Below are 15,313 nucleotides of genomic sequence, written 5' to 3'. Positions count from 1 at the left end.
CTTGCTTGCTCTTGCAAGCCAACTTTATTCGTGACTCGCTTGGAAATAACGAACGGCGCTTTCAAACAATTTCTGGTCTTTCTGACCTGGAATATTTTGGAAAAGGCCGTCTTCATAACGTTCTGAGTGACCCATCTTCCCGATGATTTGGCCGTTCTTGCTCATAATTCCTTCGATAGCGTAGAGAGAGCCGTTTGGATTATACTTGCTGTCCATGCTCGGCTGACCGTCAAAGTCTACGTACTGACTCCAAATCTGACCATTATCGCGCAGCTCAGCAAACTCCTCAGCCGTCACAACAAATTTCCCTTCACCATGAGAAACCGGAATGGCATGGATATCTCCCACTTGCACACCAGCCAGCCAAGGCGAGTTGGTATTGACAATGCGGGTTTCAACCATCTTGGCCACGTGCTGGTTGGCATCATTGTAAAAGAGAGTTGGACTGCTAGCCCCTGCTTCTTCAAAGTTTCCGTAAGGAAGAAGACCGGATTTAACCAGAGCCTGGAAGCCATTACAGATACCAATGATGAGACCGCCGCGAGCGATAAAAGCATCAATGGCTTTCTTAACCTTCTCGTTGAGAAGGATGTTGACAATAAACTTAGCTGACCCATCTGGCTCATCTGCAGCAGAGAAGCCGCCTGCAAAGAAGATGATATTGGCCTTGTCAATATTGTCAACCATGCTGTCAACGGACTGAACAATAGCTGCTTCATCCAAAGTAACGAATGGAACTAGATTGACTTTAGCTCCAGTTGCTTCAAAGGCTTTGGCTGAGTCATATTCTGAGTTGGTTCCAGGGAAGACTGGAATATAAACCAGCGGCTCCGCTACTGTCTCTTTGGCTTTGATAACTGTATCAGAGACAAGAGCTGGCACTTCTTCAATAACTGTTTCCTGTTTAAATTCTGTCGGGTAGATAGGATCTAGTCGGCCTTCAAAGCTTGCCAAAAGCTCTGCTCCCTCAAGCTGGACACCATTAACAATCAGTGTAAAGTCTGGCTTGGTCTGACCAATCTTCACTGCGTCTGGAATATCCTGCTCCGGACTGGTAAAGACAAATCCGCCTAGCTGCGCTTGCAAAACGGAAGACAAGTCAGCAACATCCACTTGAGCACCAATACGATTACCAAAGCTCATCAAGGCCAGACTCTCTGCCAGACCGCCGTATTTGACAGCGGCGGCTGCTGTAATCTCATACTTATCCTGAATGGCCGCAAAATTTTCAAAGTTATTCTTGATTAAGTCAAAGTCAATATCCTGAGACAGGACCTGTCCTGGCAGATAGTAGATGGACTCTCCTGTTGCCTTAAACTCTGGAGACAGGATGCGCCCAGCAGTTGAAGTAGTCACGCCAAAAGCTACTAAGGTTGGTGGTACGGTCAATTCTTCAAAAGTTCCGCTCATGGAATCCTTGCCACCAATAGACGGCAAACCTAGCTGAATCTGAGCTTCAATCGAACCAAGCAGAGCAGAGACCGGCTGTCCAAAACGCTCAGCCTGCTTGTCCATCCGCTCAAAGTACTCCTGATAAGAAAAGCGAGCCTTGGACCAGTCTGAACCAGCAGCAACCAAGCGAGCTGTCGCTTCAATCACCGCATAAGCTGCTCCATGATAAGGCGACCAAGCTGCCACATAAGGATTGTAGCCCTGCGCCATCACAGATACTGTCTCTGTCTTGCCATGCTCAACTGGTAATTTCTGCACAGAAGCCTCAGTCGGCGTAATCTGGTAGCGCCCGCCAATTGGATGATTGACAGTAGAGCGGCCAACAGAGCTGTCAAAGATAGTCTGCAGCCCCTTTTGACTGGTATGGTTGAGGTCGCTGAGCATGCTCTTGAGGTCCTGCTCCAAAGTTGCTTCAGAAGTCACAGTCTGCCCTGGCAGTGCTGCTTGGGCATCCACAACCTTGGCATCCACAACCACACGCACACCATTGGTATCTAGAAAACTCCGCTCAATATCCACGATAGTTTCCCCGTTCCAGCGCATAACCAGATTCGGCTTTTCTGTCACTTTTGCAACCACGACTGCCAGTAGATTTTCCTTAACTGCCGCAGCGATAAATTGCTCCACATCTTCTGGGCGTACCACTACTGCCATGCGCTCCTGCGATTCAGAAATCGCGATTTCTGTACCGTTAAGTCCTTGGTATTTGAGCGGTACCTTGTCAAGGTCAATTTCCAGCCCGTCTGCCAATTCGCCAATAGCTACGCAAACACCGCCAGCTCCAAAGTCATTGGATTTCTTAATGAGGCGAGTTACATTGCCATCGCGGAAAAGGCGCTGAATCTTGCGCTCCTCAATAGCATTTCCTTTTTGGACTTCCGCACCAGCCGTCTCCACAGACGCAGCTGTCTGCACCTTGGATGAGCCAGTGGCACCGCCGACACCATCACGACCCGTCTTGCCTCCCAGCAAGATAACCACATCACCTGCTACTGGTTTTTCACGGACGACGTTTTCCTTAGGAGCCGCACCTACAACCGCACCCAGCTCCATCCTCTTGGCAACAAAGCCTGGATGGAAATACTCACGGACATAGGTCGTTGCTAGACCAATTTGATTCCCGTAAGAAGAATAGCCATGCGCTGCAGTTTTTGAAATGACCTGCTGAGGGAGCTTGCCAGCCCGCGTTTCAGAAATTGGTTGGGTAATATCGCCCGCACCTGAAATCCGCATAGCCTGATAAACATAAGAACGGCCAGAAAGCGGATCACGAATGGCTCCACCGATACAGGTCGCAGCTCCACCAAAGGGCTCAATTTCTGTTGGATGGTTATGGGTTTCATTTTTAAACATCAGCAACCAAGGCTCCTTGACACCATCCACATCCACTTCAATCTCTACTGAGCAGGCATTGATCTCATCAGACACTTCCATATCATCTAGACGGCCATTGGCTCTTTCATAGCGACCAAAAATAGTCGCCATATCCATGAGAGTCTGCGGTTTGTCACCACGTCCCAGCTCATCGCGCATAGCCAAGTATTTATCATAAGTGGCCTGGAGCTGCTTTTCAAATTTAGAAGCCGAAAAATCAATCTTCTTCAACTCCGTCTCAAAGGTCGTATGTCGACAGTGGTCGGACCAGTAAGTATCTAAAACCTTAAGCTCTGTCTCCGTCGGGAAACGGCCAATCGATTTGAAATAGTCCTGAATAAAGAGCAAATCTGCCACTTCCATAGCCAGACCATGCTCCTGCTTGTAGGCCTTAAAGTCCGCTTCCGTATAGTCCTTAAAGAAATCCAGAACCGGAATGGTCTTATCTGACTCTGAGAATTGCTCCAGCTGGATAGGCTGCTCAATATCTTTAAAGCGTGAATCAACCGGATTCAGCAAGTATTTCTTGATTGCTGCCAACTCGCTGTCTGAGATGTCTTTATTGACCAAATAAAGCTGAGCGGTTCTCACCAGAACATCTGTCCCAGCGCCGAGCAAAAAGAGGGCCTCTTGAGAGCTGGCTGCCCGCTGGTCAAACTGACCCGGCAGCGCTTCGATGGCAAAAAACGCTGTCTCTGCAAGTGCAGCCTCTACTTCCTCCTCCGTCAGCAATCTATCTGTCACTTGCTCAGAGAAAATATGCTTTTCAGCCCGAGCGACTAAATCTTCTGCCAGATGAAAGACATCATAAACTTGAATCATCCGAAGATCTGACAATGTTTTCAACTGAAGATTGTGCGTCAGCTCTCTCACCAAGCTCTGCGACTTGACACCGAAGTTACTCTTCTTCTCTACAAAAATACGCTTGTCCATGATTTTTCACACCCTGTCCTTACTTAATCGCCTGCAATTTTTCCCAAACAACCTGATAGACATCTGTCAGTTCACCAAGGCCACGTCGGAAAACGTCCTTGTCCATGTGATGGCCTTCCGCATCCCAGAGGCGGCAGTTATCTGGTGAAAATTCGTCCGCCAGAATAATCTTGCCATCTTTATCAAAGCCGAACTCTAACTTGAAATCAATCAATTTCAGTCCGATTTGGCGGAACCAGTCTGACAAGAGCTCATTGATCCGACGAGTCTCCTCTTTCAAAAAGGTAATTTCTTCGTCGTTGGCAATCTTCAAGAATTTCACATGTTCGTCATTGATGAAAGGATCATCCAAATCGTCATTTTTGTAGTAAAATTCCACAATCGGCGTTTCAAGCGCGATGCCCTCTTCTACTCCAAAACGTTTGGAAAAAGTACCCGCTGTGTAGTTGCGCAGCACCACTTCCAAAGGAATAATCTCTACTTTTTTATTTAACTGGTCCGTATCCGAAACCTTCTTAATGAAATGCGTCGCCACACCAGCTGCATTGAGTTTCTCAAAAATAAAAGATGAAATCTGGTTGTTGAGCACTCCTTTACCAGCAATCTGCTCCTTCTTGACTCCATTAAAAGCCGTTGCCTGGTCCTTGTAGCGTGCCAGAATGACTTGCTCATCATCTGTAGAGAAAATATCCTTAGCTTTTCCCGAATATAATAACTTATTAGACATTTTAATATTCGCCTTTCGTGGTTTTATACCCTCATTTTATCATCTTTGAATACATTTTACAAGAAATTCCGTATAAACTTTCTGTATCCAGTTAAAGAAATCGTTTCCTTCCCAAGATACGAAAAAAGACCGGAAGATACCGATCTTTGATTTTTAATGTTGCTTCTTCAGTTTTTCGTGGATATAAGCCACCACATCGGAAATTGTTTTGAAGTTATCCATATCCTCATCAGGAATCTCAATATCAAAAGCTTCTTCCAGATTGATGATAAACTCCATCAAATCCACAGAGTCCACTCCCAGTTCTTCTTTCAAATTCAACTCTGGAGTGACATGCAGCTTACTGCTGTCATGTTCTTGAATGATTTCGACAATTTTTGCATAAATTTCTTTTTCGCTCATAGTTACTCCTTTGCATCTGAAAATTCAATGACCGATTTACCAACAACATCTGTTTCCAGCATGGTGCGAATCTGACGAATCGTGCTATAAACAGCCTTAGCATCGCTAGAGCCATGCGTTTTGACAACAGGCGCTTTCAAGCCGAATAGAACTGCACCGCCTGCACTAGAATAGTCTAGACTATTTTTGAGCCCTCGCAGGCTATCCTTGAGCAACCAAGCTCCCAATTTAGCTTTGAAACCACCGCCTAAAATAGACTTCTTCAGCTGACCCATGATACTGATAGCAGTTCCTTCGATTGATTTCAGAACTGCATTACCAGTAAAGCCATCTGCAACGACAACATCCGCCACATCATCCATCAAATCACGCGCTTCTACATTGCCGATAAAGTTAAGTGTTGAATCCCCAGCTAAAAGCTCATAGGCTTCCTTGCGTAGAGGATCGCCCTTACTGCTTTCCGTTCCGTTATTCAAGAGACCTACCCGCGGCTTCTTGATTCCTCGGACATTTTCAGCATAGAAAGAACCCAAAGTCGCATACTGGTGTAAATGATGGGCTGTGTTTTCAGCATTGGCTCCCAGATCCAGCATATCAAATCCCTGACCGCCAACCGTTGGCATAGTAGATAGAAGACCCGGTCGGTCAATGTTCTTGATACGCCCTACGATAAAGAAGCCGGCTGCCAAAAGTGCTCCAGTATTTCCAGCAGACAGCATAGCATCTGCTTCCCCTGCCTTCACAGCCTTAGCTGCCAGCACCATACTAGCCTCTTTCTTCTGACGGATGGCCTTGGTCGGCTCGTCGTCCGAGTCAATCTTCTCCTCCGTGTGGATGATGCGGACCCGCTCACCAGCAGTCAGATAAGGCTTGATTTTCGCCTCATCGCCATAAAGGAGAATTTCAATATCCGAAAACTCCTGTACTGCTTGATTGACTCCTTCGACTAGAGCCTGAGGGGCATTGTCCCCTCCCATAGCATCAACAGCTATTTTTTTCATTCGATTTATTCCTCGTTCTTATCTTTTAAAATGTTTCCCCAGTCACCTAGAGAATCTATAAATTTTTTGGATTTGAGATGGATGCCGACATATTCATCATAGAGCAGATTGATAAAATCCCGTAGCTGCTTTTTAATATCTGGCTTCAAAGAAATGGTCTCCAATTCGCTAAAGCGGACCGCCTGAAATTGGTCCAGCAGAAAAGGAAGATTAGGATTCAGATGACAACGCCGTTCATCCTGATGGTAATGATCAGGGCAAAGGACTCCGCTATATTTGAAAGAAAAGTCAAAAGGCAGACCCGTTCGATGACAAAAGGCACAGTCATGGAAGTTCAGCGAAACCCCAAAACGTGACAAAATCTGAATCTCAAAGATATTGGTCAGCACCTCATAATCCAGACCATTATTCATCAGCTCCAGAGTTTTCTGCAGAAAAGCAAAGAGCGCCGGATCCGGCTGATTGTCCTGAAGACTGGCATCTGCCAAGGCTGCCACATAGCTGGCATAGGCCATGATGAATAAGTCCTCATTGATGCGATGGTAGGTGACTACATCCTGATAATCCTCGATATAGCTAAGACCATCATCATTGATTTTCATCAGTAAGTTCGCCGCAGTCAAAGGCTGAATGACGGGTGCTAGCTTAGATTTCCCAGCATGCTTGACGAAAAACATACGCTTGCCAGCCTGTTCCGTAAAGATCTTGACCAGCTTATCATCCTCACGGAAATTGCGGTTATAGAGAACCAGACCTTGACTTGTTAGAGATTTAAGCATAGTCCTCCATGTAGTCCTTGAGGCGTTTCAGGGCTTCTCGAATCGTCTCCATACTAGCCGCATAGGACAGCCGAATATAACCTTCCCCGTATTGACCAAAAGCCGCTCCCGGGATAAAAGCCACAGCCTTCTTCTCTGCAAAATCCTGCAGAAAGGCGAAAGATTCTTGATTATAACAATCTGGTATCTTAGCAAAAATATAAAAGGCCCCATCTGGTTTGATAATCTTAAAGCCTAGCTCTGCCATTTTCTCTATGATATAATCGCGACGCTGGATATACTCAGCCTTCATTGGTTCCGCATCATCTTTCCCAACTTTCAGGGCTTCAATTCCGGCAAACTGAGCCATGGTATTGGCCGCTGTTACGAGATACTGATGACTCTTAATCAGCTGAGCAGTGAAAACTGCTGGAGCAAAGATAAAGCCCAACCGCCAGCCAGTCATAGCATGAGACTTAGACAGGCCGTTAATGACAATGGTTTGGTCTGGCAGATACTCCGCAATGGAGACATGTCCCTGCTCCGTATAGGTCAGCTCAGAATAGACCTCATCGCAGACCACAAAGACTTGGTATTTTCCTAGGACATCCGCCAGAGCTTTTATCTGCTCCCGCGAATAAGTCACACCGGTCGGATTGGCTGGATAATTAAGAATGACCGCTTTTAGCTGCTCCTCCTGTTCTAAAATAGCCGCTTCCAGCATCTCTGGAGTAAGGACAAAGTTATTGGCTGTTGTATCAATCTCGACAATCTCCGCCCCCACTAGATTGACAATGGGCTCATAGCCTGGATAAGCAGGAGCTGGCAGCAAGACCTTGTCTCCTTCTTCTAGAATGGCTGTCAGTGTAGCCGACAAGGCCTCTGTTGCGCCAATAGTGACCAAGACCTCATCTTCTGGGCGATAGTTCAGATTGTACTTTTCTTTTACAAAGCTGCTAGCCGCCTGACGCAGCTCCAAGAGACCACTCATGCCAGTGTAGTGGCTTTGATTAGCATCAATCGCTGCCTTGGCCGCTTCTTTGATATGATCCGGCGTTGTAAAGTCCGGCTCTCCTAAGGTCAACCGAAGAACCCCCGGAATAGCAGAAATCGATTGGTCGAACTGACGAATCAGCGAAATTTCTATTTTTCCTAAGTTTTTATTAAATTTCTTACTTAAATCCATACATACCTCCAGCCGCTCAATAGAACTATTATACTATAAATGCAGAAGCATAGCAAAAGCTATTACATGATTTCTTATGCAGAAAAAGGACTAAGCTTACACTCAGTCCCTTTTTTCCTTTCCTTAAAATTCTTCTCTGGCAGATAATGGATATAGCCACATCTCATGTAACAGGCCAATCAACGAGTCGGAGTATAGGTCAATTCCTTGCCATGCTTGGCCAGAAAATCTGGCAGTTCTGAATCAGGAATCTGCCGCAAATAAAGATTAGAACGAATCGTGTCATCTTCCTCACGGCAGGTTGAGAGAACTAAATACCGGTCGCTCGCCTTAATCTGGATCTTAGGATCCTTAGTACGAGCAGCCTCATAGATATTTCTGAGCTGAGTTGTAAAGTCCTCGTCGTCCTTAAACTCCGTCCGATAAAAAGCCGTCTCTTCCGGCACGATGACCAGTCCCATAGCTTGATAATAATACTTACGCTCAGGAGTCTCAATCACGACATATCTATGTTTGTCAAAATAATCCTGACGATCATAGTAGTTGACGTCATTAAACATACGATGATCTCCTGCCTTGCTGCCCCGAGCATGCCCGAAAAGCCAAGTCAAACGATCGCTGAAATCTTTATGATTGTCCTTATCCATAAAGACCGCTCCCATATAGGGCTCTTGCTTTCCTTCAAAAGTCTTCAGCAGATAAGTCTCATTATCTTTCGTTTGCACCACTGGCTCATCCAACTGTGTACCAGGAGCATAGACATAGCCTATCGTTTCTGAATTCACAGACTTCAGTTTAGCAAAACGCTCTGCTAAATAATCCTTTTCTGTCTGACTTGAAGATGCAGATGAGCTTGACGTCTCAATCCTGCTAGGATGCGAAACTCGAAGCTTACTGCCTGATGCTGATGAACGGAAAGCATAAAAAACAGAAAAAATAACCAGAACAATCAGCAGGAGGCAAATGCCAACAACAAAGAGCTGTTTCTTATTCGAAGCTTGACTCCTATCTTTTTCTTGCATAATCTAAAAATCCTTTATTTTTCATTTTTTACAAAAAATATCACCGAACGAAGGCTCAGTGATATTTAGGCGTTAGCACAAATTAAAGACAAAATTATTTGACTGCACTTGTCTTAGGAAGTGACTTTTCTTCAGAATTTTCCTCATTTTCCTTGTTTTCTTCTTTTGCTTCCGGAGCTTTTTTTGCTTTATTTTCTGATTTTTTAGCCTTCTTTTTACCTACTGCTGAAGAGGACGCCGCCGAAGATTGAGACGGTGCTGGAAAAGTCGGAACTGATGAAGAGGCTGTGGAGTAAGGTGCTGCCGAATAAGCCGGTGTAGATGGATCTGTAGTAGATGGTGCCACTGAAGGCTGATCCGCATTAGCCGACTCTCCCTCACCAATAACAAGAACTTTGTTACCAGCTTGATCCTCCATCACAGCACTTTTACCAACCGGAGCTTTCTTAGCTTCAGCAACTTGCTGATCCAGAGCTGATTGTGCATCTCTATAGGCCTGCAGTTCATCCATAACTTTATTAGATTCTGAGTCCGTACTGCCTTGGGGAACTTCATTATTATCAATGTCATTAACCCAAAGACTGGCTGTACCCTCAGCAAATACTGGTGCAGCAGCCGCGAAAAGTGAAAGGGCCACAGCACTTGAAAGCAAAACCTTTTTCATTATCTCATCTCCTCGTTACTTTTCAAAAATAATTGTAACTCCCCGTTACCTAATATTACCTACTACTAAGTATAGTTCGAACTCTTAAAAAAGTCAAGAATTTTACTACATAAAAATTTTTAAAACCAAATAATACCAAGGGATGAGACAAATTGTCAATTTACCAACTATTTAAATGGTCATTTATTTATATTTGAAACATCAAGTAATTTGAGTTTTCTTTCAAAGCAAATGTTGGACTTTTTTAAAAAAGATAGTAGAAATAAAATAAAAAAGAGGCCAGGAATCAAGTATCCCAGCCATATATCTCAGATTATTTTTTACCTATTTCAAACAAGGGTGACAGCGGACGTTTTTCATGAATACGGACAATGGCTTCCCCTAAAAGATGCGCAATTGAAATCTGCTCAATCTTATCAATTAAGCGCTCTTGAGGCAGATAAATCGTATCCAGCACAACCAATTTTTTAATCGCTGATTTTTGAATATTATCCATAGCAGGACCAGATAAGACTGGATGCGTACAGCTAGCATAGACTTCTACAGCCCCCGCCTCAGCGAGAGCATCAGCCGCATGGCAGATAGTTCCCGCTGTATCAATCATATCATCAATTAGGATACAAGTTTTTCCTTCCACCTTACCAATGATGTTCATGACTTCACTGCTATTCATCTTGTCTACACTGCGGCGCTTATCAATAATGGCAATCGGGGTTTTCAGAAACTCTGCTAACTTACGGGCTCGACTCACACCACCATGGTCAGGACTGACTACCACGTAGTCGCCCCCTGTCATATTACGTCGCTCAAAGTAATCAGCAATCAAAGGTGCACCCATCAAGTGATCCACTGGAATATCAAAGAAGCCCTGGATTTGCGCTGCGTGCAAGTCAATAGTCAGCATCCGATCCACACCAGCAATTTCCAACATATTAGCAACTAATTTAGATGTAATTGGCTCACGAGCTCTAGCCTTGCGATCCTGCCGAGCATAGCCATAGTAAGGCATGACAACATTAATGGATTCAGCGCTAGCCCGTTTCAAAGCATCTACCATAATCAAGATTTCCATCAAATTATCATTGACTGGCGAGCTGGTAGACTGCAAAATAAAGACGTGTTTCCCGCGAATAGATTCTTCAATATTCACTTGAATCTCTCCATCAGAGAACTGACGAACAGTTGATTTCCCAAGTGGCAATCCAATCTCTTGAGCAACACGCTGCGCTAATTCTTGATTAGAAGAAAGAGCAAAGAGTTTTAAATCAGAAAAAGACATGATTCCCTCCAGATTCTAAATCGTCTTTCATTGTCCAATTACAACTTTTCCCAACTACCATTGTAACTTTTTTCAGTTGATTTTTCAATTAAAAATAAAAAACGCCAGAGGCGCTTTTTACTGATTAGTTCGGATAGATATATGAAACTGTACCTTGTGCAGTTGTTGGATTAAACCATCCACGGTAGTTACCGATTGATTGTTGTCCAAGGTAGTTTGCTTCTGATACTTGGATACTTGTAGTAGATTGAACAGCTGTTACTACTGCAACGTGTCCGTATCCACCGTCAGTCCAACATGCAATTGCTCCAACTTCTGGCTGTGAACCAACACGGAAGCCTGCTGCTGCTGCACTTGCAGACCATTGTCCACCATTACCCCAGTAATCACCAGCCCAAGGAGCTAATGTCTTAGCACCCCAAGTACATTGACCTACTGGATAAGAAGATGCAGATGAGCTATAAACTGGTCTATTCGCACGGGCAACAGATTGAGTTACTGCAGGTGCTGCTGGAGCCGCTGCTTCAGCTGCTGGAGCTGAATTAACAACTGCTTGAACCTGAGCTTGCAGGGTAGTATTTCCTGAAGCTTCAATTGCTTGACGTTTTGATTCTTGCTCTGCTTTATAAGCTGCTTCACGAGCTGCCGCTTCAGCTGCTGCTTTTTCAGCTGCTGCTTTTTCTTCAAGAAGAGAATTCTTTTCGTTTTCAGCAGTCGCTTTTTCAGCTGCAAGACTTGCCTGAGCTGCTTTCAGTTCAGCTTGTTTTGTTGCCAAAGTTTGCTCATCATCAGCTAACTTCTCTTGGTTAGCAATTACAGTATTGATAGCTTCATTATTCGCAACTTGCTTTTCAGCAATTACTTCTTTATCTTTCTTTTGTTGTTCCAGCATTTTATTATTTGCTGAAACAATTTCGCTCATAGCTGCTACACGAGAAATAGCTTCTGTGATAGAGCTAGAATTTACAACTGTATTGATGTAGCTAGTAGCAGTTCCATTTGTTTGGGTACTGCGAGCTTGATTTGCAAGTGACTCATTACGAGCTACAATATTTTTAGACAGTTCGTCAATCTCTGCAGAAAGTTTTGCAGATTCAGCAGACAATTTTTCATTTTCTGCTTTAAGCTCTTCTTGTTGCTTTTGAATAGCAGATACTTGTCCTTGAATCTCGTTAACTTGTGCCTGAGCTGATTGTTGTTGCTCTGTCAAACTATTAATCTTGCTGTCTTGTGCAGCAATCTTTTCATCAGTTGTCTCCGCTTTAACGCTCACAAGTGCAGCTCCTTGTGAAAGGATAACCGTACTCAATAAAATTGATGTGAGTAGTTTTTTCTTCATAAAAATAATACACTCCTTCTTATAAGACATTAACTAGTATACCAGAAAATGCTGTATCATATGTTACGCCTTTATTACATTTTTATTTCTTGTTTATCATAAATACATTTTTTCGAAAATAGGCTGAAAAATGAGGAATATCAGGCCATTGAGAAGGATAGTCGGTACTAAACTGCTAAGGACAAAATCCTGCAAATTCAGACTAGAAAGATTCAAAAATGCTGCAAAAGCAAAACTGGTTAATTCAAATAAAAATACAAGAATCAGAACAGATAAAAAGCGAGTAAATTTATTTAAAAGCATAGTCGAACTAGACTGACAAACCAAGAGACTTAAAAAAGGAAAAAGAATAAGAGCAATACCGATGGTATGAAAATAATAAACATCGTAAATCAGCCCCAGACAGCAAAATAAGAGAATATTATAGTTTTTAGAGAGGTTGATGGAAACAAAAAGCATGAAAATAAAGATAAAATGACTGACTAGGTGCCATTGCAAAGGCAGAATATTAGCCAGAAAAGTCGAAATCTGCCCATCGATCAATAAAACAAAAAATAAAATAATAGGAGTCAAAAGATGTTCTTTAATATCTCTCATATCAGTTCCCTACCAACATTACAGCACGGATATCCGACAAATCAGCAGCCGGCTTAACCAGGACAACCTTGTTTAACTGATCCTTAGCCTCAGATACAGAAAGCACCTTACCGACAGGAATATTTTCTGCATTATAAGCACCCAAGCCACTGGTTGCCACCTCATCTCCCTCTTTTATATCTTCAGCACTATTTAACTGACTGATGATATAAGCAGAGTTTTTTTCATCATAACCAGTAATAATCCCATAAACTGGACCAGACTTCGTTTGAATCCTAACAGAAATTTTAGTTGAGTTTTCCTCGTTAGTCAATAAAGAAACTAAGCTAGACTGACTACTGGTTTCAGAAACGCTTCCTACTAGACCACCATTAGCTACTACCAACATAGCATCTGTCACATTATCAGATGTCCCTTTGTCAATGGTCAGCTCGTTTTTCCAGGATGCTGGCGTACGGGCAATCACTTCGCTGGCAATTTGAACTTGATTTTTATCAGTCTCTTTAAACTCCAGAAGTTTTCGCAACTGCTCATTTTCATCTTCTAAGGAATCTGCCTTCCCAGCCTTTTCCTCAACCTTATAAAAATTTTTCTTGAGCTGCTGATTCTCTCTATAAGTAGACATCAAATCTGACATTTCTTCTTTTTTATCAGCTACAAAAGCAAAAGGAGAACCAACAAGTCTATCTACCAATGAAATAATATTTGAAGTAGTTGATACAAACCAACTAGAAGAGGTAGATAAGATAAGTATCGTCATTGCAACAACTAATACAAAAAAAGAAAGCAGAAACTTAGACTTTTTAAATCGATTCATCAGAAAAACCTCACTAAACAGGACGAGAAAGTATAAGAAAAGGAGATAGCAAATGCTAAACTCCTCATTATACGGAGAATGGGGGATTCGAACCCCCGCGCCGGTTACCCGACCTAACGATTTAGCAAACCGTCCTCTTCAGCCTCTTGAGTAATTCTCCAATATTTTATGGGCACGAGTGGACTCGAACCACCGACCTCACGCTTATCAGGCGTGCGCTCTAACCACCTGAGCTACGCGCCCAAGTTTGAAAACTTGGTATGAACTTTCGTTCAAAGCGGGTGACGAGAATCGAACTCGCGACAACAGCTTGGAAGGCTGTAGTTTTACCACTAAACTACACCCGCATCACCACTATGATAATGTATGGCGCGAGACGGAATCGAACCGCCGACACATGGAGCTTCAATCCATTGCTCTACCAACTGAGCTACCGAGCCAATTATTGCGGGAGCAGGATTTGAACCTACGACCTTCGGGTTATGAGCCCGACGAGCTACCTAGCTGCTCCATCCCGCGTCATTACTATTCGTCCCTAAGGAGGATGTGGGATTCGAACCCACGCACGCTTTTACACGCCTGACGGTTTTCAAGACCGTTCCCTTCAGCCGGACTTGGGTAATCCTCCAAGATAACACTATGGACCTTGTAGGACTTGAACCTACGACCACTCGGTTATGAGCCGAGAGCTCTAACCAGCTGAGCTAAAGGTCCGACAAGATCATTATAGCGGCGAAGGGGATCGAACCCCCGACCTCCCGGGTATGAACCGGACGCTTTAATGCACCCTAGAGGAGTCGAACCTCTAACCGCCTGATTCGTAGTCAGGTACTCTATCCAGTTGAGCTAAGGGTGCTCATCTTCTTCTACTGCCTCTTACAAGTCTATGCCGAGGACCGGAATCGAACCGGTACGATCGTTACCAATCGCAGGATTTTAAGTCCTGTGCGTCTGCCAGTTCCGCCACCCCGGCCGCCTCAAGCGAACGACGGGATTCGAACCCGCGACCCCCACCTTGGCAAGGTGATGTTCTACCACTGAACTACGTTCGCATCCTATTCAAAAATGCCGGCTACATGACTTGAACACGCGACCCTCTGATTACAAATCAGATGCTCTACCAACTGAGCTAAGCCGGCTCATTATTATCTTATATGCGGGTTAAGGGACTTGAACCCCCACGCCCTAAAGCGCCAGATCCTAAATCTGGTGCGTCTGCCAATTCCGCCAAACCCGCTCTTATGACCCGTACTGGGCTCGAACCAGTGACCCTTTGATTAAAAGTCAAATGCTCTACCAACTGAGCTAACGAGTCTCTTACTTTTATTGAAATCTTCTCGACTTCAACGGTCCCGACGGGAATCGAACCCGCGATCTTCGCCGTGACAGGGCGACGTGATAACCGCTACACTACGGGACCTAATATGGGAGTTAACGGGATCGAACCGCTGACCCTCTGCTTGTAAGGCAGATGCTCTCCCAGCTGAGCTAAACTCCCTTCGCTAAGCGACTACCATATCTCACAGGGGGCAACCCCCAACTACTTCCGGCGTTCTAGGGCTTAACTGCTGTGTTCGGCATGGGTACAGGTGTATCTCCTAGGCTATCGTCACTTAACTATTGAATTAACGTTCCTGTCCTCTCAGACAAGCCTTGTCAACTCAAAATTGAATACAATATCAAATCTCACATTTCTCTAAACCATTCGCTGCACTCTGATGAAGCTCTTATTCTAGGATAAGTCCTCGAGCGATTAGTATTA

General features: G+C 44.2%; 12 protein-coding genes, 15 tRNA genes and 1 rRNA gene. All 28 read right to left on the bottom strand.

Annotation, left to right across the window (positions count from 1 at the left end; translation table 11 throughout):
• Nucleotides 1-24: 24 nt before the first annotated feature.
• Nucleotides 25-3,759, bottom strand: coding sequence for a phosphoribosylformylglycinamidine synthase (locus tag D8877_RS02490; RefSeq protein WP_125352346.1), 3,735 nt, complete (start codon nt 3,757-3,759; stop codon nt 25-27).
• Between the two features lie 19 nt (nt 3,760-3,778).
• Nucleotides 3,779-4,486 carry a phosphoribosylaminoimidazolesuccinocarboxamide synthase gene (gene purC / locus D8877_RS02485; RefSeq protein ID WP_125341742.1) on the bottom strand — a complete coding sequence of 236 codons (708 nt, stop codon included), beginning with the start codon at nt 4,484-4,486 and terminating at the stop codon, nt 3,779-3,781.
• A 153-nt stretch (nt 4,487-4,639) separates the two neighbouring features.
• Nucleotides 4,640-4,888, bottom strand: a complete 249-nt coding sequence (locus D8877_RS02480) for an acyl carrier protein (protein ID WP_002898839.1) — start codon at nt 4,886-4,888, stop codon at nt 4,640-4,642.
• Between the two features lie 2 nt (nt 4,889-4,890).
• Complete coding sequence (gene plsX / locus D8877_RS02475; protein WP_002922797.1) at nt 4,891-5,889, bottom strand: phosphate acyltransferase PlsX; 999 nt, start codon at nt 5,887-5,889, stop codon at nt 4,891-4,893.
• Nucleotides 5,890-5,894: 5 nt separating this feature from the next.
• Entirely contained in the window at nt 5,895-6,668 is a 774-nt protein-coding gene (recO, locus tag D8877_RS02470; protein WP_002907645.1) for a DNA repair protein RecO, read from the bottom strand.
• A complete protein-coding gene (locus D8877_RS02465; protein WP_125341743.1) occupies nt 6,661-7,833 on the bottom strand; it encodes a pyridoxal phosphate-dependent aminotransferase in 1,173 nt (390 codons plus the stop codon). Before D8877_RS02465 ends, recO begins: the two co-directional genes overlap by 8 nt.
• A gap of 179 nt (nt 7,834-8,012) precedes the next feature.
• The gene (srtB, locus tag D8877_RS02460; protein ID WP_125341744.1) at nt 8,013-8,855 is read right to left on the bottom strand and encodes a class B sortase, LPKTxAVK-specific; all 843 of its coding nucleotides are present in this window, start codon (nt 8,853-8,855) and stop codon (nt 8,013-8,015) included.
• 94 nt (nt 8,856-8,949) lie between these two features.
• Nucleotides 8,950-9,519 (bottom strand): LPKTxAVK-anchored surface protein, encoded by a 570-nt coding sequence (locus tag D8877_RS02455; RefSeq protein WP_011836284.1) that lies wholly within the window; start codon nt 9,517-9,519, stop codon nt 8,950-8,952.
• Between the two features lie 313 nt (nt 9,520-9,832).
• A complete protein-coding gene (locus tag D8877_RS02450) occupies nt 9,833-10,798 on the bottom strand; it encodes a ribose-phosphate diphosphokinase (protein WP_002894321.1) in 966 nt (321 codons plus the stop codon).
• Nucleotides 10,799-10,922: 124 nt separating this feature from the next.
• Nucleotides 10,923-12,137 (bottom strand): peptidoglycan hydrolase PcsB, encoded by a 1,215-nt coding sequence (pcsB, locus tag D8877_RS02445; RefSeq protein ID WP_048773600.1) that lies wholly within the window; start codon nt 12,135-12,137, stop codon nt 10,923-10,925.
• A gap of 96 nt (nt 12,138-12,233) precedes the next feature.
• The gene (gene mreD, locus D8877_RS02440) at nt 12,234-12,734 is read right to left on the bottom strand and encodes a rod shape-determining protein MreD (RefSeq protein WP_125341745.1); all 501 of its coding nucleotides are present in this window, start codon (nt 12,732-12,734) and stop codon (nt 12,234-12,236) included.
• Between the two features lies 1 nt (nt 12,735).
• A complete protein-coding gene (mreC, locus tag D8877_RS02435) occupies nt 12,736-13,551 on the bottom strand; it encodes a rod shape-determining protein MreC (protein ID WP_125341746.1) in 816 nt (271 codons plus the stop codon).
• 72 nt (nt 13,552-13,623) lie between these two features.
• Nucleotides 13,624-13,711: transfer RNA gene (locus tag D8877_RS02430), tRNA-Ser, on the bottom strand.
• A 9-nt stretch (nt 13,712-13,720) separates the two neighbouring features.
• Nucleotides 13,721-13,794, bottom strand: a tRNA-Ile gene (locus D8877_RS02425).
• 33 nt (nt 13,795-13,827) lie between these two features.
• Nucleotides 13,828-13,898 (bottom strand) — tRNA-Gly (locus tag D8877_RS02420).
• A gap of 20 nt (nt 13,899-13,918) precedes the next feature.
• Nucleotides 13,919-13,991, bottom strand: a tRNA-Phe gene (locus D8877_RS02415).
• A gap of 5 nt (nt 13,992-13,996) precedes the next feature.
• A tRNA-Met gene (locus D8877_RS02410) sits at nt 13,997-14,070 on the bottom strand.
• Between the two features lie 19 nt (nt 14,071-14,089).
• Nucleotides 14,090-14,179: transfer RNA gene (locus D8877_RS02405), tRNA-Ser, on the bottom strand.
• Between the two features lie 12 nt (nt 14,180-14,191).
• A tRNA-Ile gene (locus D8877_RS02400) sits at nt 14,192-14,265 on the bottom strand.
• Nucleotides 14,266-14,333: 68 nt separating this feature from the next.
• Nucleotides 14,334-14,407 (bottom strand) — tRNA-Arg (locus D8877_RS02395).
• A gap of 31 nt (nt 14,408-14,438) precedes the next feature.
• Nucleotides 14,439-14,524: transfer RNA gene (locus D8877_RS02390), tRNA-Leu, on the bottom strand.
• A 7-nt stretch (nt 14,525-14,531) separates the two neighbouring features.
• Nucleotides 14,532-14,603: transfer RNA gene (locus D8877_RS02385), tRNA-Gly, on the bottom strand.
• A 14-nt stretch (nt 14,604-14,617) separates the two neighbouring features.
• Nucleotides 14,618-14,690: transfer RNA gene (locus D8877_RS02380), tRNA-Thr, on the bottom strand.
• A 16-nt stretch (nt 14,691-14,706) separates the two neighbouring features.
• Nucleotides 14,707-14,788: transfer RNA gene (locus D8877_RS02375), tRNA-Leu, on the bottom strand.
• Between the two features lie 5 nt (nt 14,789-14,793).
• Nucleotides 14,794-14,866: transfer RNA gene (locus D8877_RS02370), tRNA-Lys, on the bottom strand.
• Between the two features lie 32 nt (nt 14,867-14,898).
• Nucleotides 14,899-14,971: transfer RNA gene (locus tag D8877_RS02365), tRNA-Asp, on the bottom strand.
• Between the two features lie 5 nt (nt 14,972-14,976).
• Nucleotides 14,977-15,049 (bottom strand) — tRNA-Val (locus D8877_RS02360).
• Between the two features lie 3 nt (nt 15,050-15,052).
• Nucleotides 15,053-15,168 (bottom strand): 5S ribosomal RNA (gene rrf, locus D8877_RS02355).
• Nucleotides 15,169-15,313 lie beyond the last annotated feature (145 nt).

Source organism: Streptococcus sanguinis (assembly GCF_003943735.1).
Classification (GTDB): domain Bacteria; phylum Bacillota; class Bacilli; order Lactobacillales; family Streptococcaceae; genus Streptococcus; species Streptococcus sanguinis_E.
The sequence above is the reverse complement of the archived record's forward strand: the minus strand, read 5'-3'. Positions and strand labels throughout refer to the sequence as shown.

What these genes read in the sequence shown, in the direction of transcription:
- D8877_RS02490 (WP_125352346.1), bottom strand. Translation starts at nt 3,759, where the DNA reads ATGGACAAGCGTATTTTTGTAGAGAAGAAGAGTAACTTCGGTGTCAAG.
- purC (WP_125341742.1), bottom strand. Translation starts at nt 4,486, where the DNA reads ATGTCTAATAAGTTATTATATTCGGGAAAAGCTAAGGATATTTTCTCT.
- D8877_RS02480 (WP_002898839.1), bottom strand. Translation starts at nt 4,888, where the DNA reads ATGAGCGAAAAAGAAATTTATGCAAAAATTGTCGAAATCATTCAAGAA.
- plsX (WP_002922797.1), bottom strand. Translation starts at nt 5,889, where the DNA reads ATGAAAAAAATAGCTGTTGATGCTATGGGAGGGGACAATGCCCCTCAG.
- recO (WP_002907645.1), bottom strand. Translation starts at nt 6,668, where the DNA reads ATGCTTAAATCTCTAACAAGTCAAGGTCTGGTTCTCTATAACCGCAAT.
- D8877_RS02465 (WP_125341743.1), bottom strand. Translation starts at nt 7,833, where the DNA reads ATGGATTTAAGTAAGAAATTTAATAAAAACTTAGGAAAAATAGAAATT.
- srtB (WP_125341744.1), bottom strand. Translation starts at nt 8,855, where the DNA reads ATGCAAGAAAAAGATAGGAGTCAAGCTTCGAATAAGAAACAGCTCTTT.
- D8877_RS02455 (WP_011836284.1), bottom strand. Translation starts at nt 9,519, where the DNA reads ATGAAAAAGGTTTTGCTTTCAAGTGCTGTGGCCCTTTCACTTTTCGCG.
- D8877_RS02450 (WP_002894321.1), bottom strand. Translation starts at nt 10,798, where the DNA reads ATGTCTTTTTCTGATTTAAAACTCTTTGCTCTTTCTTCTAATCAAGAA.
- pcsB (WP_048773600.1), bottom strand. Translation starts at nt 12,137, where the DNA reads ATGAAGAAAAAACTACTCACATCAATTTTATTGAGTACGGTTATCCTT.
- mreD (WP_125341745.1), bottom strand. Translation starts at nt 12,734, where the DNA reads ATGAGAGATATTAAAGAACATCTTTTGACTCCTATTATTTTATTTTTT.
- mreC (WP_125341746.1), bottom strand. Translation starts at nt 13,551, where the DNA reads ATGAATCGATTTAAAAAGTCTAAGTTTCTGCTTTCTTTTTTTGTATTA.